This window comes from Pseudogracilibacillus sp. SO10305, assembly GCF_037072005.1.
GTDB lineage: Bacteria > Bacillota > Bacilli > Bacillales > Amphibacillaceae > Pseudogracilibacillus > Pseudogracilibacillus intestinigallinarum.
Window position 1 is genome coordinate 1 of the sequence record NZ_JAXHDE010000021.1, and the last position, 17,713, is coordinate 17,713.

General features: G+C 35.8%; 21 protein-coding genes. 3 read left to right on the forward strand and 18 right to left on the reverse strand.

The window, feature by feature from the left end:
* Nucleotides 1–244, reverse strand: a 244-nt coding sequence (locus SPD45_RS13265; RefSeq protein WP_336268261.1) for a hypothetical protein, incomplete at its 3' end; no start/stop codon positions are given.
* A gap of 86 nt (nt 245–330) precedes the next feature.
* On the opposite strand from SPD45_RS13265, the gene SPD45_RS13270 reads away from it, so the two are divergent.
* Genes SPD45_RS13270 through SPD45_RS13280 form a run of 3 tightly spaced genes read left to right on the forward strand, consistent with a single transcriptional unit; the run spans nt 331 to nt 2,917 of the window.
* The gene (locus SPD45_RS13270; protein ID WP_336268262.1) at nt 331–1,320 is read left to right on the forward strand and encodes an ABC transporter substrate-binding protein; all 990 of its coding nucleotides are present in this window, start codon (nt 331–333) and stop codon (nt 1,318–1,320) included.
* A gap of 12 nt (nt 1,321–1,332) precedes the next feature.
* Entirely contained in the window at nt 1,333–2,124 is a 792-nt protein-coding gene (locus SPD45_RS13275) for an ABC transporter ATP-binding protein (RefSeq protein WP_336268263.1), read from the forward strand.
* Complete coding sequence (locus tag SPD45_RS13280; protein WP_336268264.1) at nt 2,108–2,917, forward strand: ABC transporter permease; 810 nt, start codon at nt 2,108–2,110, stop codon at nt 2,915–2,917. Before SPD45_RS13275 ends, SPD45_RS13280 begins: the two co-directional genes overlap by 17 nt.
* A 56-nt stretch (nt 2,918–2,973) precedes the next feature.
* Here the strand turns inward: SPD45_RS13280 and hxlA are convergent, their stop codons facing one another.
* The 17 genes from hxlA to menB form a co-directional block, all read right to left on the reverse strand.
* A complete protein-coding gene (hxlA, locus tag SPD45_RS13285) occupies nt 2,974–3,600 on the reverse strand; it encodes a 3-hexulose-6-phosphate synthase (RefSeq protein ID WP_336268265.1) in 627 nt (208 codons plus the stop codon).
* A gap of 27 nt (nt 3,601–3,627) precedes the next feature.
* Complete coding sequence (locus tag SPD45_RS13290) at nt 3,628–4,464, reverse strand: SDR family oxidoreductase (RefSeq protein WP_336268266.1); 837 nt, start codon at nt 4,462–4,464, stop codon at nt 3,628–3,630.
* On the reverse strand, nt 4,464–5,537 hold the full coding sequence (uxuA, locus tag SPD45_RS13295; protein WP_336268267.1) for a mannonate dehydratase: 1,074 nt from the start codon (nt 5,535–5,537) through the stop codon (nt 4,464–4,466). The genes SPD45_RS13290 and uxuA overlap by 1 nt, the downstream gene beginning before the upstream one ends.
* Before the next feature lie 14 nt (nt 5,538–5,551).
* Entirely contained in the window at nt 5,552–6,169 is a 618-nt protein-coding gene (locus SPD45_RS13300) for a bifunctional 2-keto-4-hydroxyglutarate aldolase/2-keto-3-deoxy-6-phosphogluconate aldolase (RefSeq protein ID WP_336268268.1), read from the reverse strand.
* A gap of 10 nt (nt 6,170–6,179) precedes the next feature.
* On the reverse strand, nt 6,180–7,199 hold the full coding sequence (locus SPD45_RS13305) for a zinc-binding alcohol dehydrogenase family protein (protein ID WP_336268269.1): 1,020 nt from the start codon (nt 7,197–7,199) through the stop codon (nt 6,180–6,182).
* A 13-nt stretch (nt 7,200–7,212) separates the two neighbouring features.
* A complete protein-coding gene (locus SPD45_RS13310; RefSeq protein WP_336268270.1) occupies nt 7,213–8,487 on the reverse strand; it encodes a TRAP transporter large permease in 1,275 nt (424 codons plus the stop codon).
* A complete protein-coding gene (locus SPD45_RS13315) occupies nt 8,484–8,981 on the reverse strand; it encodes a TRAP transporter small permease (RefSeq protein ID WP_336268271.1) in 498 nt (165 codons plus the stop codon). The genes SPD45_RS13310 and SPD45_RS13315 overlap by 4 nt, the downstream gene beginning before the upstream one ends.
* Nucleotides 8,982–9,051: 70 nt before the next feature.
* Nucleotides 9,052–10,065, reverse strand: a complete 1,014-nt coding sequence (locus tag SPD45_RS13320; protein ID WP_336268272.1) for a TRAP transporter substrate-binding protein — start codon at nt 10,063–10,065, stop codon at nt 9,052–9,054.
* Nucleotides 10,066–10,081: 16 nt separating this feature from the next.
* Entirely contained in the window at nt 10,082–11,092 is a 1,011-nt protein-coding gene (gene allD / locus SPD45_RS13325; RefSeq protein WP_336268273.1) for an ureidoglycolate dehydrogenase, read from the reverse strand.
* Between the two features lie 8 nt (nt 11,093–11,100).
* Nucleotides 11,101–11,637, reverse strand: a complete 537-nt coding sequence (locus SPD45_RS13330; protein ID WP_336268274.1) for a 6-phospho-3-hexuloisomerase — start codon at nt 11,635–11,637, stop codon at nt 11,101–11,103.
* A gap of 12 nt (nt 11,638–11,649) precedes the next feature.
* Complete coding sequence (locus SPD45_RS13335) at nt 11,650–12,606, reverse strand: sugar kinase (protein ID WP_336268275.1); 957 nt, start codon at nt 12,604–12,606, stop codon at nt 11,650–11,652.
* 18 nt (nt 12,607–12,624) lie between these two features.
* A complete protein-coding gene (locus SPD45_RS13340) occupies nt 12,625–13,626 on the reverse strand; it encodes a LacI family DNA-binding transcriptional regulator (RefSeq protein ID WP_336268276.1) in 1,002 nt (333 codons plus the stop codon).
* 177 nt (nt 13,627–13,803) lie between these two features.
* Entirely contained in the window at nt 13,804–14,286 is a 483-nt protein-coding gene (ytkD, locus tag SPD45_RS13345) for an RNA deprotection pyrophosphohydrolase (protein ID WP_336268277.1), read from the reverse strand.
* A gap of 82 nt (nt 14,287–14,368) precedes the next feature.
* Complete coding sequence (locus tag SPD45_RS13350; protein WP_336268278.1) at nt 14,369–14,695, reverse strand: hypothetical protein; 327 nt, start codon at nt 14,693–14,695, stop codon at nt 14,369–14,371.
* A gap of 56 nt (nt 14,696–14,751) precedes the next feature.
* Nucleotides 14,752–16,194 carry an o-succinylbenzoate--CoA ligase gene (locus SPD45_RS13355; protein ID WP_336268279.1) on the reverse strand — a complete coding sequence of 481 codons (1,443 nt, stop codon included), beginning with the start codon at nt 16,192–16,194 and terminating at the stop codon, nt 14,752–14,754.
* A gap of 156 nt (nt 16,195–16,350) precedes the next feature.
* Entirely contained in the window at nt 16,351–16,686 is a 336-nt protein-coding gene (locus tag SPD45_RS13360; RefSeq protein ID WP_336268280.1) for a hypothetical protein, read from the reverse strand.
* A 184-nt stretch (nt 16,687–16,870) separates the two neighbouring features.
* On the reverse strand, nt 16,871–17,689 hold the full coding sequence (gene menB, locus SPD45_RS13365) for a 1,4-dihydroxy-2-naphthoyl-CoA synthase (RefSeq protein WP_336268281.1): 819 nt from the start codon (nt 17,687–17,689) through the stop codon (nt 16,871–16,873).
* Nucleotides 17,690–17,713: the final 24 nt, after the last annotated feature.

A 17,713-nucleotide genomic window follows, 5' to 3' on the forward strand; every position in this document is an offset into this window, starting at 1 on the left:
GCGGTTTTTCCCTGGAACTTGCGAATATATGCGATAATTCCGCAAGTGTGAGCCACTTTTCCCTGGAACTTGCGAATATATGCGATAATTCCGCAAGAGAAAGCCAATTCCACTGGGAACTTGCGAATATATGCGGTAATTCCGCAAGTGTGAGCGGCTTTTCCCTGGAACTTGCGAATATATGCAATAATTCCGCAAGTGTGAGCCACTTTTCCAGATAACTTGCGAATATATTTCCAAACAACTTCCCACCTCCCCCTCCTACCCATGCACATTTCTAGCACTTTCACATACATTAATGTTGATATGAACATAAAGGAGTTTTGTGCAATGAAAAAAATAATGCTATGCATAACTGCGCTACTACTCACGACAATTTTCACTGCTTGTAATACAACAACGAAACAGAAGGAAATTACATTATCTGAAGTAACACGATCGGTTTTTTATGCGCCTCAATATGCCGCAATTGAACTTGGTTATTTTGAAGAAGAAGGGATTGATATTGAACTACAAACCGCTTGGGGTGGCGACAAGGCGATGACTGCTCTCCTCTCTAACAAAGCAGATATTGCACTAGTTGGGGCTGAAACTTCCATCTATGTGAAACACCAAAACCCGAATGACCCTATCATTAACTTTGCACAACTGACCCAAACAGACGGTACATTCCTCGTGGCAAAAGAACCAAATGATCATTTCCAATGGGACGATGTAAAAGAAACAAACTTTCTCGGTCAACGCGTCGGCGGCATGCCACAAATGGTTGGTGAGTATGTACTCAAACAAAACGGCATCGATCCACACGAAGACCTTGAGTTAGAACAAAACATTGATTTCGCAAACATTCCGAGTGCTTTTTTAACGACAGACGCACAATATGTCCAATTATTCGAACCAACTGCAAGTACATTTGAAATGGAAGGCAAAGGCCATGTCGTTGCATCCTTTGGGGAACATTCTGGGAAATTGCCGTACACCGTATTTATGACAAAAACGAGCACGATCAAAGATGACGAGGAAATGATTGAGCAATTTACGAAGGCCATTTACAAAGCGCAAGAATGGATAGATAAAACCGACTCGGAAGAAATCGCCAAAATTATTCAGCCATATTTTGAAGATACTGAACTCGAATTACTTACCGCTTCCGTCGAACGTTATAAACAACAAGATTCATTTGCAACGTCCCCTCTCCTATCCGAAGATGGCTGGAACCATTTGCAAACGATAATGGAAGAAGCTGGTGAACTCCCGGCACATGCACCATACAATGAACTCGTCGATACGACTATCGCGAAAAAAGTGATGCAACAATAAGGAGGCTGTCGGATGGACTTTTTAACTTTTCACGAAGTTTCACATTATTATTTTTCCGAAAAAAATTATACGAAAGCAATCGAACATGTCGATTTCACGATGAAAGAAGGAGAGTTTATATCCATCATCGGCCCTAGTGGTTGTGGAAAATCAACGATTCTTTCTATCATTGCTCAACTAACTAAACAGACAGAGGGACATATTTTCGTCAATGGAAAATCAATTGCCCTGAGCGATATGACGGTCGGCTACATGTTGCAGCAAGATTATTTATTTCCATGGCGCACGATTCTCGATAACGTCTTAATTGGCCCAAAAATGAATGGTACATTATCGAGCGCTACAGTTGAAGAAGCGCGTACACTTTTACACGAAGTCGGTTTAGTTAATGTGGAAGAAAAATTTCCCCAAGAACTATCCGGTGGCATGCGTCAAAGAGCCGCCCTCGTACGAACCCTTATTAATGATCCGACCATTTTTTTATTAGATGAACCTTTTTCCGCTCTTGATTATGTAACAAAATTGACCCTCGAAAATCTTGTCGCCTCCATGATCAAAACATATAAAAAGAGCGCAATTTTAGTGACACATGATATTAGTGAAGCTATTTCCATGAGTGACCGAATTTTATTAATGGATGGTCAACCTGGTACGATAAAAAAAATATTTACGATACCGAGTGCTCTTCGCGAAACAAAACCTTTCTACGTAAGACGCCATGAAGCTTATCAAGCTTTGTTTGATGAAATATGGCAAGATGTACGAGGCAAAAAGGAGGAGCAACTAGATGAAACAGACGATTGAAAATATTTTGCATGACAATTTTAAAAAGAAAGTGAAACGTGAAAAGAAATTCGTCCTGACCGTACAACTCATTATATTCGTCATTTTTATCGTCGGTTGGGAACTTGGCAGTCGTCTTCACTTACTTGATCCATTAATTTTTAGCTCCCCAGCAAAAGTGACACAACTTATGGTTGAAAAATTAATCGATGGTACGATGACACACCATTTAGCTGTCACATTAGTAGAAACGATTATCGGCTTTTTACTCGGTACATTGCTCGGCGTTGTTCTTGCAACGATTCTATGGAGTTCCCGTCGATTATCGAATATTGCTGACCCATATTTGGTCGTCTTAAATGCCATGCCAAAAGTCGCCCTCGGGCCAATTTTTATTGTCGCTTTAGGTCCAGGTTATATTTCTATCATTATGATGGGAGCGATTATCTCCATCATCATTACAACAATCGTCGTTTTCACCGCATTTAGCGAAGTGGATGCACATTATATTACTGTGTTAAAAACATTTGGCGCAACGAGAAAACAAATATTTACGGAAGCTATCTTCCCCTCCTCCTTTCCGACGATTATTTCTACATTAAAAGTGAATGTTGGCCTAAGTTGGGTCGGTATCATCGTTGGTGAGTTTCTCGTCGCAAATCAAGGGCTCGGCTACTTAATTATTTATGGATTTCAAGTGTTCGACTTCACACTCGTCATGGCAAGCCTCGTCCTCATTGCCATTTTTGCTGCACTTATGTATAAAGTCGTTGAATTTATCGAAAAAAAGTACTTGGAACGGGCGCGGTCATGAAATTTTTAATCATTATTCAATAAAAAAACTAGAGACTAACATATATCTGCTAGTCTCTAGTTACTTATTTTTCTTTTTATACATTGCACTACATTTAATGGATTAGTACTTTTAGTAATTGCACTACCAACAATGACAATATTAATCAACGAAAAGTCTAAATTGGAAAGTGATGAAGGAGTAATACCACCTGCAACAGCAATTTTACAAGATTTCAGATTAGTCATAACATCATATAAATTTGATAGAGGGTTGATACTTTCTTTTTGTTCGTCTATTCCTATATGTAAACAGAAATAACGACAGCCTATTCCATATAAATCATTAATTTTCTCTACATCCTGTACTCCTAATAAATCAATCATTACTTCCTTATCGTACTTTGTCGCAGTTTGTAGTACCTTTTCAATTGTTGACACAGAAGAAAAAGCCATACAAGATGTAATATCAGCTCCCGCTTGAAATGCTTGGATTGCTTCACTTTCACCCGCGTCACATGTTTTCATATCTGCAAATAATAAAATATTCGGGTATTGATTTTTTATTTTTTTTACAATACTCATACCATATTGTTTTATAACTCCTGTACCAATTTCTATCACATCAATTTCTTCTGCTACCATATCAAGTATGGAGAAAGCTTCTTTTTCTGTCATTCTGTCTAAAGCTATTTGAATGAGCATCCTCGCTTCATCCTTTCACCACTTTTATTACACACCAGAATAAGCCATAAATCCTCCATCAACAGGAACCGTTACACCTGTAACAAATCCCGAATAATTTTCATCTACTAACCATATAAGTGTTCCAACTAATTCTTTTGCTTCACCAAAACGTTTCATTGGTGTGTTCGCAATGATTTTATTTGCTCTTTCCGTATAAGTACCATCTACTTCTGTTAATAAATCACGATTTTGTTCTGTTAAAAAGAAACCAGGTGCAATTGCATTTACACGTAATCCACTCTCTGCAAAATGCGTTGCCATCCACATAGTAAAATTATTAATACCTGATTTCGCCGCACTATATGCGGGGACTTTCGTCATTGGAACGTACGCACTCATTGAAGATATATTAACAATTGTCGGTGACGGACTTTTTAATAATTCTTTCCCAAAGACTTGACTCGTTAAAAAGGTACCAGTAAAATTTGTTGCAAATACTCTAGAAAAACCATCTTTTTCTAGATCAAAAAAACTTTTTCCTGATGCATTCGGTTCAAATGTTTCATCATCTGTAATCGCATCTGGATGATTTCCACCTGCACCATTAACAAGAATATCTACCCTGCCAAATGTATTAATAATAGCATTCTTCGCTTCTTCTAGAGAAGCTTTATCTAACACATCAGCTGCAAATGCAATAGCATTCCCCCCATTATTAACAATAGACTTTGCTACGGATTCCCCTTTTTCAATCGTTCGATTTAATATGGCAATATTTACACCGTGTCTTGCTAATTCTTTTGCCATTTTTGAACAAAGTACACCACTACCACCAGTTACAACTGCAACTCTATCTCGTAAATTTTCATGTATTGGATTCATTATGAAAGCTCCTTCTTTTTATAATGATAAGCATCCCATAATCCTAATAAATACATAATTCCTAATGCACGATCATACAATCCATAGCCAGGTCGGCATTTCTCGTCCCAAATATGACGACCATGGTCTGGACGAACATACCCTTTATAATTTTGTGATGCTAATTCTTTTATAACTCCTGCAATATCAATGGATCCATCTTCTGTTAAATGAGAAGTCTCGATAAAATCACCATTTTCATATATTTTTACGTTTCTAATATGAGCAAATGGTGAACGATGTGCATATTTGCTTGCTAAATCTTTCATATCATTATTAGGGTTTGCTCCTAATGACCCCGTACAGAACGTTAAGCAATGGGATGGAGAATCAGAAATAGAAAATAATTTTTTTATACTCGCTTCTCCCGTCATGATTCTTGGCAAACCGAAAATCGACCATGGCGGATCATCAGGGTGTATAGCCATTTTTATATCATGTTCTTCACATACAGGTAAAACTCGTTCTAAAAAATATGCTAAATTATCCCACAATTTTTCTTCATCAATAGATTCGTAGGCTTTGAATAACTCTTGAATTCTATCTAATTTTTCTGGTTCCCATCCGGGTAATGATAAATCTGTTGCATCCGAAACAGATTTGAATAAATCAAAAGGATCCACTTCCTCTATTTTTGACTTTTCATAAAATAATGCTGTTGAACCATCTGATAATGGATGAAATAAATCTGATCGAGTCCAATCAAAAATAGGCATAAAATTATAACAAATAACTTTTACACCGAACTCACCTAAATTTTTAATCGTTTCAATATAATTATCAATATATGCATCCCTATCTCCATCACCGATCTTAATGGATTCATGTATGTTTACACTTTCAACTACATCCGCATGAAAACCAAAGGATTTAATGTAATCAACTTCAGATTTAATTTCTTCCTTTGTCCATACTTGGCCCACTTCTTTTTTATGCAGTGCCCATACAATTCCTTTCACATTAGGAATTTGTTTTATTTGATCTAATGTGACTGTATCATTATCACGACCATACCAACGAAATGTCATATCCATTAAAAACAGCTCCTTTACAGTTTTGACAAGTATTTTTCACATTGTTCCACAACACCTTGTGCACCAGCTTCCTTAAATGCCTTCGTTAAGTCACTACCTATACCAACAGCGAAAGCGCCATCTTCTAACCACTGTGTAAAGTTATTCACATTGATGCCACCTGTAGGCATAATTCGTACATGTGGTAATGGTCCATTAACTGCCTTTATAAATGGAGACTCAAAATTATTTGCAGGGAATAGTTTAATAACGTCACAACCATGTTCATAAGCTGTAACCATTTCTTTTATAGTTAGACAGCCTGGTAAATAAGGAACAGCATACCGATTACATACTTTACTAATTTCTTCACTAAAATGTGGACTAACAATAAATTTTGCACCATGTAACAATGCATCACGAGCTGTTTCAGCATCTAATACTGTGCCTGCTCCAACCAAGGCATTTTCTTTGTTCAAAATTTTTATTACATCGCTTGCATTTGGTGTTGTATATGTTACTTCAATTGCATGCAACCCACCTTTAATTGCTGCTTCTGAAATCGCTACAGCCTCTGCTTGATTATTCCCACGAATAACTGCAACGACTTTTGATTGATGTAATTGTTGTAACACCTCATGTTTTGGTAACATTTTTTCTCTCCTATTCAAAGGTTATAAGTGCTTTCCTAACTTTATCTGGATTTTTTTCAATAAAATCGAACGCTTCTTTAATTTCTTCAATTTTAAAAGTTTGAGTGATAAATTCGTCCATTTGTAATGTTCTGTTATTTAATAACGAGATTACTTCTGGAAATTGATTTGTTTGTAGCCTTGATCCAACAATTGTTAATTCATTTTTTGTAATTGGCAACTGCTGAATGTTTGAAGGTATATCTGTAAAACCTAAACAAACTACTGTTCCAGCAGGAGAAGCAATTCTCACGCCTAATTCGAATGTTTGTGGAATACAAACTGCATCAATTACTACATTAATTCCTTCCCCTCTTGTTTTCTCCATTATGTTATTAACTAAATTTTTATCATTAGCTTGTAAAATAACATCCGCACCATTTTTTTTAGCAAACTGTAAACGGGATTCATCCAAATCTGTCATATAAACAAAGGCGCCTTTTAACTTTGCCATCTTCAAAGCACATATTCCAACTGGTCCACAGCCCTGAATAAGAACAGAATCTCCTTCCTCTACATTTCCACGCCAAACAGATTGCGCACCTATTGTCATTGGTTCTGCTAAAACTGCATCTTCCCAATCTAATATAGAATTAACGACATGCAACTGCTTTTCGTGTAAAGTAAAAAAATCTCGCATTCCACCATCTTCATGTACACCGAAGACAGATAATTGCTTACATACATTTGGCCGTCCTTTTCTACACGCATAGCATTCTCCACAATATGAGATTGGTTCCACGACAACATGGTCACCTACACGAACTTTTGTAACATTAGGGCCAATTTCTATTACTTCCCCAGTTACTTCGTGTCCAATAACACGTGGATACGTTGCTAATGGATTTGTACCATGATAAATATGCATGTCTGAACCACAAATACCTACACGTTTCGTTTTCACTAAGACATCGTGATCATCAATAACTTTCGGTTGTTCAGTTTCTTGAATTACTAAATCATTCGGCCCTAACACTTGAACACATTTCATTTTTTGTCATCCCCTAATTAAATAAACTCGGTAAATATAATGTTAATGCCGGTATAAATGCAACGAGTAAAAGTACAATCACACTTACAAGTAAAAATGGTAATAATTCCCTCGTCGCTGTCCCCATAGACACCTTCCCTATTTGTGAGGCGACAAAGAGACATACACCAACCGGTGGTGTTACAACTCCAATAATCATTGCTAACACCATCGTTACCCCAAAATGTATTGGATCCATTCCGATTGATGTTGCAACTGGTAATAATACTGGAAACAAAATAACTAAACCAGCAATTGTTTCCATAAATGTACCTACAAAGAGAACTAACGCTAATATTAATAAAATAACGATATATTTATTTGTAGAAATTCCTAAAATGACATCTGCAACCATTTGTGGGATTTGTTCACTTATTAAAATCCAACCAAAAAGATTTGCAAATCCAACTAATAACATTATAGACGCTGTTGTTGTCATTGTGTTTAACATTATTTTAGGAATTTCTATAACCGGTAATTCTCTATAAACAAAAATACCAATGATAAGTGCATAAATAACCGCAACAATAGATGCTTCTGTAGGTGTAAATATTCCTCCCAAAATTCCATATAAAATAATTAATGTCATTAATAACGCCCAAAAAGCACCAAAGAAACTTTTTACAATTTCTTTAAATGATTTTGCTTCTCCTTTTGGATAGTTACGTTTGACAGAAATAATGTAAGTTGGAATCATTAATCCAAGACCAATCATAATTCCTGGAATAATACCACCGACGAATAAATCACCAATTGATAGAGATGCTAATGTACCCACAATAATCATTGGTAATGATGGTGGGATAATAGGTCCAACTGTGGATGATGAAGCTGTTACTGCCACGGAAAATCCCGCACCATAACCTTCTTTTTTCATAGCTGGAATTAATATTCCACCAATACTAGCTGTATCTGCTAGTGCTGTACCAGAAATGCCACCAAACCCCATAGAGGCTCCAACGTTTGCCAATCCTAATCCACCACGCACTCGACCTAATATGCTATTCGCAAAATCGATTAAGCGATTTGTAATTCCTCCAACATTCATTAAGTTACCTGCTAATATAAAACCTGGAATACATAGCAACACAAATGAATTTAATCCTTCAAACATTTTTTGTGGGATTATACTTAACGATATATCTGCAACTACTAAATAAAGAACTGATGACAATCCCAAGCTAAATGCAATCGGAAACCCTAAGAAAATTAATACTAAAAATGATATAAATAACATTAAAGCCATCATATTTCTCCACCGCCAGACACTTCGTATTTATTTTGTTTATTTTTAAATAAATACCATAATCTTACTAAACAATAAAATGATAAGAAAACAGACATTATTAACATTGAAGAATGAATCAATGACATTTTAAATGGCATCGTTGCAGATTTTTGTTTATGTCCTAAAATCATAAAAAAATACGATTCTTTACTCATAATAATGCTAAAAACTAAAATGATTGTGTAAATAATAATTTCATATACTCTTCTAACCTTGTCACTTAGCCTACCAATAATCAAATCAACATTTATATATTCATTTTTTAACAATGCAAGAGGTGCACCACAACTTATTGCAAATAAAAAGAAATACCTAGTTAATTCTTCTGTCCAAACATATGAAAATGGTAAAAACCTAGATAAGATTTGCATACAAACAATAACGATAATTCCTGTAAAAGCAATGATAGCTAAAACACTTAATATATTCGTTATCATTCGAAAAGTGAACTTCATGATCATTCACTTCCTTTCAAATTTATAAGGTGAAAGGCACGACTATAATAAGTTGTGCCTTTCATACTAATTACTCAACTTCTAAAATCTTTTCGTATAACTCAAACTGCTCTTCAGATAATGTCTCTTTTAACGCTGGCTCCATTTTCTCTCTAAATGAATCCTGATCTACGTCAATAAATTCCATTCCAGCCTCTTCTAGTTCCGCTTCAATCTGGTCGATTTCATCTTCAAACAATTCTGCACCAAACTCTTGTGCTTCTGCAGCTGCTTCACGAACTGCTTCTTGTTGATCCTCTGTTAAAGCGTTAAATTGCTCATTCCCTACAAGTACATAAATCCATGAATAAACATGTTCAGTTCTGTTCACATAATCTTGAACTTCGTATAATGCGCCGCTTTGGATTAAATCAACTGGGTTTTCTTGTCCATCGATTACATTTTGTTGTAAGCCTGTAAATACTTCATTAAAGTCCATAACTTGAGGTTTTGCTCCAACTGAATCCCATGCATCTAAAAATAAAGGCACGTTTGGAACACGCATTTTAAATCCACTTATGTCTTCTACTTTTTCAATCGGCTTATTTGATGTTAAGTTTCTTGGAGCCCGTGTTAAATAAAATAATGGTGTTAATTCCGCTTCTTCAATAATTTGTTCTTCAATTTCTGCTCCGATGTCACCTTCTACAACGCTTTTAACATGGTCACCATCTCTAAACGCATAAGGAGTTGCTAAAAGTGCTGCTTTCGGTGCCCAATTTTCTAATGTTTCACCAGAGAATACTAAATCTGCAGTTCCTGCATGAATTGCATTAATTGTATCTGTTTCTCCACCTAATGTATTACTAGGATAAATTGTAATTTCAATTCCACCATCAGTTTTTTCATTTACTAATTCAGCAAATTTTTCCGCTGTAGCATGCCAAATATGATTTTCATCTGCTAAATGTCCTAACTTCCACTTCACCGTATCCCCTTTAGAACCACTATTCTCTCCATTATTTCCACTATTGTTATTAGAACCACAAGCCGCTAAAACAAAAATCGCAACTATTAATGTAATAAACCACTTTATATTTTTCATTTCAAATTCCCTCCAATTAACTATTTAAATAATTAAAAACACTTTTCGGAACTGTAACACCTTCACGTTTATTCCTTTCCTCATCTGCATGTTCAATATCACCAGGAACATATACTTGATCAACACCTTTTTTAGGTGGTACATTCCTCAGCTCTTCCATCATTTGATCCATCTGCTCTAAAAATTGTTCTTTATTTGTAAACATTTCTGGATCAATTGCACAGAAATAATGGCCCAACTTTCTTTTTTGATCTAAATTACTATACATTTTGGATATATGGGGACCAAATTTTGATCCCGTTAATAAACCAGAAAAAATATCTACTACAATAGCTAATCCATATCCTTTTACTCCACCAAATGGTTGTAAGGATACAACTTTTTTCGGATCTGTCACGGATTCACCTCTTTCGTCCACCCCCCATCCATGTGGTATACTTTCATTTTTTTCTTTATGATTAAGCACTTTACCTAATGCTACGTTAGATGTTGCCATATCTAAAATAAATGGTTGATTCCTTTTAGCTGGTACTCCATATGCGATAGGATTTGTGCCTAAAAACGATTCTGTTCCTCCATAAGGGACAACAATTTTATCAGTGTGTGACATTGCAATTCCAATCAAACCATGTTTGGCAATTTTTTGGACATAATAACTTAAAGCTCCACAATGACTACTATTCATGGCAGTCACCATTCCTACTCCATTTTCTTTTGCTAAATGAATTGCTTTATCTGTTGCTTCATCTGCTATAACGTGACCAATTCCATCTCCACCATTCAAAACACCTGTTACTTTCCCAGTTTGTTCAAATGAAATTGTCGGCGCTGTATTTATACCACCAGCAGCAATTCTATTTACATAATGTTCCGTTCGTAACACACCATGGGAATTTACATTTCTCAAATCTGCATGTATTAAAATTGTCGCTACCTTTTTCGCATGGGCTTCATTTAATCCTACTTCTTTTAATTTTTTGTACGACAATTGTTTTAACTGTTCATGTGACACTATTACAGTATCCATTTATACACCTACTCCATATTTGTATGATTCTTAATCATATTTGTCATATCGCTAGTACTATCGATTATCGCAGCATCGAGAACTATATGTGCCATTTGATCAAATTGATTTCCTAAAGGTTGAATGGTTTTTGTATCATTTTGTAAATCTTTTTTTGTCGTTGCATTTATCCATAATCCATTTAGGAAAAAATCATCTGTTAATGCTTCTTTATTTGCTGTCACTAAAAAAGTCGTTGCACCTATATTACTAGCAAGTTTTCCAATATACCGAATCGCATTTGTTTTCGCAGATCCAGAAATTAAAATACAGACATCATTTTTACGGATTGCGGGACTAATTGTTTCACCTATAACATATACGTTTTTTCCGCTATGCATGCTCCTCATCGCAATCATTTTTGCTACTAAACCTGAGCGACCTTCCCCAAAAAAGTGAAATGTCGTATCCTTTCGTAATAACCAGACGATAGTTTTATATTGTTGTTTATCTATTTGTTCTGTACAAAATTGTAACTCGCTTAAGATTGAATGAACCGTTTTCATAAATTCATATCATTACCTTTCAATTAATTGAATATTATTAACAAAAGCTTCTACCTCTTCTTTATAAGGAAGTCCTTCATTATCACCACTTACTGTTGTAACTAGTGCACCTACCCCATTTGCAAAACATAATCTAGAAATATACTCCTTCTCATGCAAGTATCCATATATATAACCAGCATCAAAACCATCTCCAGCACCTACAGTATCAACAACATTGACATTAAACGCTTCTTGCTCATACCAAGTATTGTTGCAATATAATTTCGAACCGTTCTCTCCATCCTTAATTACCAATTCTTTTATTCCATATGCATCTACGAATTCGATAAACTCAACTTCAGTTGACTTATTCGTAATCATTTTCAATTCATCTAAACCCGTTAACAAAATGTCGACGTATGGAAAAATCCGCTCAAAAGTAGTACGTGCTTCTTGTATCGTCCACATTTTCAATCGAATATTTGGGTCAAATGAAACTGGAATTTTAAATTCCTTTGCTTTTTTTAATAATGTTTCAATAATTTCGATATTATTTTTATTAATTGATAAAAAAACACCTGTAATATGAATTAGGTCAATGTCACTTAATAGATCATCTGTTACTAAACTTTTTGTCATCGTTAAAGTCGGTGAAGGATGACGATAATAAAATGTACTCCCAGAGCCATCCTCATTGATTTGTTTAAAATTCAAAGATGTTGGATATTCATCGGTAAACTCTACATCTGTCATATCCACTCCTTCACCACGTGCAAAGTTAAAAATTGCTCTACCAAACTCATCTTTACCTAATCTACTTATCCATTTACATTCAACACCTAATCTTGCCATACCTATTGCAAAATTTAATTCCGCCCCACCGGCTCTTCTTTCAAAATGAGTGACAAATCTCAATGGTCCTTTTGTAATTGGATTCATCGTCACAAGCGCATCACCAATTGTTAGCACTTTTTTACTTTTTTTCATTTTACCTATCTCCTATAACTATATTGATTCCCTTTTAATTACTGTTGGCATATAACGTTTTACTTGGTATGTATCATTTAATTTTTCTTGTTCCATTAAATCAAGTAACTTTTTTGCGGCATCTTTTCCAATTTCAAATGTTGGTTGCTTAATCGTTGTAATGGGTGTAGATGCTATTTCTAAATAATCAGAATCATCAATAGAAATTATTGCCATTTCATTAGGGATGGAAATGTTTTTTTCTTTTAAAAACTTTAATAATTCAATTAATGAAACATCATTTGTTGCAAAAAATGCATTTGGTAAATTTCTCGTTACATATAAATGTTCTAATTTATTTTTAATATTGTTTTTGTCGGTTGCAATGATCCATTCTTCATTGTACGGCAAATTCAATTCATGAATTGCTTTTTCAAATCCATTTAACCGTTCAATCCTAGGTGTGACTAGTTTTTCTAGTGATGTACTAACAACACCAATTTTTGTATGTTTTTCCATCAGCAACCTAATCGCCATTATAGCTGCCTTTTCATTATCTAGCATAAATGCCGGATAAATTAACGGCTCAATTTTTCGGTCAATAAAGACAATGGGAAAATTACTTTTCTTTAATGTTTCGTAGTAGGACATATTTCCACCAGTTGGTAATATAATTAGCCCATCTACTTGTTTCGCAATTAACATTTCCATATAACGTCTTTCTTTTTCAGGTTGATCATCTGCATTGCATACAAACACTTGCACATTTACTTCTTCACAAACATCTTCAATAGAACGTATAATTTCATTAGAAAATGAGTGAATGATATTAGCTACGATGACACCTATCGTGTAAGTTTTCCGCTGTTTTAAGCTTTTCGCAATATAATTAGGAACATATCCTAATTCTTCTATCGACTTTTCAATTCTATTTTTTGTTTCTTCTGCCATATACTCATATCGTTTATTTATAAACTGCGATACAGTACTTTTCGATACACCTGCTTTTTCTGCCACATCTTGCATCGTTATCTTTTTCATTTATCTCTTCCTTTACTAAACCGGTTTACTAAATCGATTTAGTAAAATTATAATATAGTTAAATCACATTTGCAATCGTTTTCAGCTAATTATTTAAATTTTTATTTTTAATTAAAGTCTATTCATTCCACTTTTAATATTTTCCATGAAAAACAAAAAACTAAGCCATCTTTCGGCTTAGTTTTTTATGTTAAAATGTCGTTCAATGTATGCGAGACAATGTGTCAACACATCATCTTTCATCATAAAACTGAATAGATCATTTTCTTTTATGTTCGAAGGAATATTGTCAAATAAACGTGGCCCCTCCGTTTCATAATATGTCACCTGTTCTTCCATCCGTTCGATCCTCGCAAAATAAACGTTTTTGATGATGGAATCACTTTTTCCAGCTACATGATATTGTGCGATATAATGCAAATACTGTACTGTTGCACCCGTTTCTTCCATTACTTCACGAATCGCGGCGACATCAGCTGTTTCACCAGGTTCCACTTTTCCGCCGGGAAACTCGACTCCACGGCTTTTATGTTTCGTCATCAACCATTTGTCCTCATAACGTGCAATGACCCACACATGTTTCGGGTCTTTTGAAAATGGTTCTTGTTCAAACGATAATTGTACTTTATTTTTGTAAAAATCTTTGAATATAAATTTCAACCTTCAAGTCAACCTTCCCGCTTCTATTTCTATTTTAAATGATACCATTTATTAGGAAAAATAGAAACGAATCTACCAGAAACTATTTCATTCTTTTCACTTCTGTTAAAATTCCTTCTTCCATCATGCGATCTTTCGTCTCTTGATCAGCAAGGCGGTAAATATTTTCATAAATATCACGCAATGTTTCATTGTACCTATCATTCGACACATCATTCGAATACGGCATAATTGGAATATGTGCCCTAACATATGAATCAAATTCATATTTTCCTAATTCGGTAAATTTCAACTCCAACATATCTGCCTCTTGTTGCGATGCAGTTATGACTAAACCACGTGCTTTTCCATTAGTAACTTCTGTTAACTGCTTTGCTTGCACATCGACCTCATAGCGTTTTTTCTCCATCCGTATCAACCTCCATTAATAGGTTGTACCAATTATAGGAAACTCATACATATATTTTACAACTGTTCCGCTAATTTATGCCGCATAATTTTATTAGATGCATTTCTCGGTAAAACATCTACGATAAAAAATTGTTTCGGAATTTTGTACGATGCAAGGGAATCGCGCAATGATTCTCGAAGGGCTGCTTCATCCATCTTTTTGTCTGTCACAATAAATGCAACAGGGACTTCCCCCCATACATCATCACGTTTTCCAACGACAGCAGCATCGATGACGTTCGAATTTTTTAATAAAACTTGTTCAATTTCCGTCGGGTATATATTTTCTCCACCAGAAATGATTAAATCATTACGACGATCTACGACATATAAAAATCCTTCCTCATCGAATCGACCTAAGTCTCCGGTATGGAACCAACCATCATGGAAACTTTTTTCATTTGCCATGTCATTTTTATAATATCCTTCCATTACCATCGGTCCACGAACGAGAATTTCTCCGATGCCATCCTCATTCGGTGCATCAATTTGTATGTCAGCTGGGAAAAGCGCTTTGCCAGATGCGCCTAATTTCTGGCGTGCATCTTGTTCACTAAGCGTGACGATTTGTGATGTCGTCTCTGTCATGCCATATGACTGGAACAATGGGATAGACTTTTTCTCCACTTCATCGAGTAAAACACTTGGCACAGAGCCACCACCAAGTAGAATGCAGCGTACATTACTCGGAAAACTTTCCCCTTTATTGTCTTTTATATAATTTTTCAACATTAAAGTCACAAAGGATACGATCGTTATTTTGCGATTTTTCATCGCTTCATACACGATTTCCCGATCATATTTTTCCATCATGAAAACGGTCATCCCATATATAACACTTTTTACTAACGTCGAAAAACCACCAATATGGAACATCGGCAATGTTAGTAACCACTTATCATTCTTATGAAGCCCTAAATTCAATGCCGAACTGACCGCACTCCACCAATGATTGCTGTATGTATGAACGACCGCTTTCGGATTGCCTGTCGTTCCAGACGTAAACATCATCGTATAAGGTTGCGTCATATCAATTTCTTTTTTTAACGAAATATTTGCTTCTCGTAAGGAAAAAATAGCTTCGAATGTGTGCATGTTTGAAAAATCTAATCCTTTTTCAGTGAGTAATTGCTCTTCTCCAATTAATAGTTGGACATCCGCCGTTTTTAATTGATATGTCAACTCACGGTTCGTCAATTTCGTATTCAATAAAACAAGAACTGCTCCAATATATGTACATGCATGCGCGATAAAGGCGATATTTTCACTATTTTGTGCAAGGAGTGCGATTTTTTCTCCTTCCTTTATATTGAGCGTAGCCATTTGTTTGGCGATTTGTTTACTTTGTTGTTGCATTTGCTTGAATGTCCACGTCGTTCCATCTACTTTTTCAAGCGCAATGCCCTCCGGTAGCAAATATGCTTGACGGTCCAGCCATAACGGCATTCTTTCTCCCATTCCAATCCCTCCTTTTTATTTTTTATTTAAAATTATATGATTGTAACAGTTGAAAATAGCATCTGTGTTAAGTCTACATTCTGGCGCACCTGAAATACTGTTATTGCGAATATAGGGGGCCGAGATGGCGCCTTGCGTCCTTGAGCTTTGATTTTTTCAGATTTCAGGGACGATAGAAGCCCCTTGCGTCCTTGAGATTACACTTTTCCTGATTTCAGGGACGGTAGAAGCGCCTTGCGTCCTTGAGATTACATTTTTCATGATTTCAGGGACGATAGAAGCCCCTTGCGTCCTTGAGATTACATTTTTCATGATTTCAAGGACGATAGAACAACCCAGCGTCCTTGAGATTACATTTTTCATGATTTCAAGGACGGTAGAAGCGCCTTGCGTCCTTGAGATTACATTTTTCATGATTTCAGGGACGATAGAAGCCCCTTGCGTCCTTGAGATTACATTTTTCATGATTTCAGGGACGATATTAGCGCCCAACGTCCTTGAAATTCAATTTTTCCTGATTTCAAGGACGATAGAAGCGCCCAACGTCCTTGAGTTTTGATTTTTCCTGATTTCAAGGACGATAGAAGCGCCCGCTCCCAATCCCAACACCTTACAAACAAAATGAAACACGTACCAGCAATTGGTCGTGTTTCATTTTTTCTAAGATGCTTACTTATTAAGGGAAACGTGGGAATTGATCGAAGTCTGGAGTGCGTTTTTCTTTAAACGCGTCGCGTCCTTCTTTTGCCTCGTCAGATGTGTAATATAATAATGTTGCATCTCCACCCATTTGTTGCAATCCTGCTAAACCGTCTGTTGCAGCGTTGAATGAAGCTTTTAAGAAACGAAGTGCAGTAGGTGATTTCGCTAAAATTTCGTCACACCATTCTACTGTCGTTGCTTCTAATTGTTCTAATGGAACGACTTTGTTAACTAAGCCCATTTCATATGCCTCTGCAGCAGTGTACTGGCGGCATAAGTACCAAATTTCACGTGCACGTTTTTGACCAACCATTTCTGCTAATAAACCTGCGCCATATCCAGCATCAAAGCTACCAACTTTTGGTCCAGTTTGTCCGAATGTCGCATTTTCTGAAGCAATTGTTAAATCACATACGACGTGTAACACGTGTCCACCACCGATTGCGTAACCATTTACCATCGCGATTACTGGCTTAGGAATTGTGCGGATTAAGCGTTGTAAGTCTAATACGTTTAGACGTGGGATTTGGTCTGTTCCAACATATCCACCATGTCCACGTACAGATTGGTCTCCACCTGAACAAAATGCTTTGTCCCCTTCACCTGTTAAAATGATCACGCCAACACTTGAATCATCACGAGCATCGGCAAATGCATCGATCATTTCACTTACTGTTAGTGGTGTGAATGCATTATGTTTTTCTGGACGATTCATCGTAATTTTTGCGATGCCGTTTGATTTTTCATATATAATTTCTTCATAATCTCTTACTTTTTCCCATTGTACTGTCATTATGGACACCTCTTTATATATTTT

Coding starts and splice junctions, on each gene's coding strand:
- menB (WP_336268281.1), bottom strand. CDS start 17,689: ATGACAGTACAATGGGAAAAAGTAAGAGATTATGAAGAAATTATATAT.
- hxlA (WP_336268265.1), bottom strand. CDS start 3,600: ATGCTCATTCAAATAGCTTTAGACAGAATGACAGAAAAAGAAGCTTTC.
- SPD45_RS13335 (WP_336268275.1), bottom strand. CDS start 12,606: ATGAAAAAAAGTAAAAAAGTGCTAACAATTGGTGATGCGCTTGTGACG.
- SPD45_RS13340 (WP_336268276.1), bottom strand. CDS start 13,626: ATGAAAAAGATAACGATGCAAGATGTGGCAGAAAAAGCAGGTGTATCG.
- SPD45_RS13270 (WP_336268262.1), top strand. CDS start 331: ATGAAAAAAATAATGCTATGCATAACTGCGCTACTACTCACGACAATT.
- SPD45_RS13315 (WP_336268271.1), bottom strand. CDS start 8,981: ATGAAGTTCACTTTTCGAATGATAACGAATATATTAAGTGTTTTAGCT.
- SPD45_RS13275 (WP_336268263.1), top strand. CDS start 1,333: ATGGACTTTTTAACTTTTCACGAAGTTTCACATTATTATTTTTCCGAA.
- SPD45_RS13355 (WP_336268279.1), bottom strand. CDS start 16,194: ATGGGAGAAAGAATGCCGTTATGGCTGGACCGTCAAGCATATTTGCTA.
- SPD45_RS13310 (WP_336268270.1), bottom strand. CDS start 8,487: ATGATGGCTTTAATGTTATTTATATCATTTTTAGTATTAATTTTCTTA.
- SPD45_RS13305 (WP_336268269.1), bottom strand. CDS start 7,199: ATGAAATGTGTTCAAGTGTTAGGGCCGAATGATTTAGTAATTCAAGAA.
- SPD45_RS13320 (WP_336268272.1), bottom strand. CDS start 10,065: ATGAAAAATATAAAGTGGTTTATTACATTAATAGTTGCGATTTTTGTT.
- uxuA (WP_336268267.1), bottom strand. CDS start 5,537: ATGGATATGACATTTCGTTGGTATGGTCGTGATAATGATACAGTCACA.
- SPD45_RS13300 (WP_336268268.1), bottom strand. CDS start 6,169: ATGTTACCAAAACATGAGGTGTTACAACAATTACATCAATCAAAAGTC.
- SPD45_RS13280 (WP_336268264.1), top strand. CDS start 2,108: ATGAAACAGACGATTGAAAATATTTTGCATGACAATTTTAAAAAGAAA.
- SPD45_RS13290 (WP_336268266.1), bottom strand. CDS start 4,464: ATGAATCCAATACATGAAAATTTACGAGATAGAGTTGCAGTTGTAACT.
- SPD45_RS13330 (WP_336268274.1), bottom strand. CDS start 11,637: ATGAAAACGGTTCATTCAATCTTAAGCGAGTTACAATTTTGTACAGAA.
- allD (WP_336268273.1), bottom strand. CDS start 11,092: ATGGATACTGTAATAGTGTCACATGAACAGTTAAAACAATTGTCGTAC.
- SPD45_RS13350 (WP_336268278.1), bottom strand. CDS start 14,695: ATGGAGAAAAAACGCTATGAGGTCGATGTGCAAGCAAAGCAGTTAACA.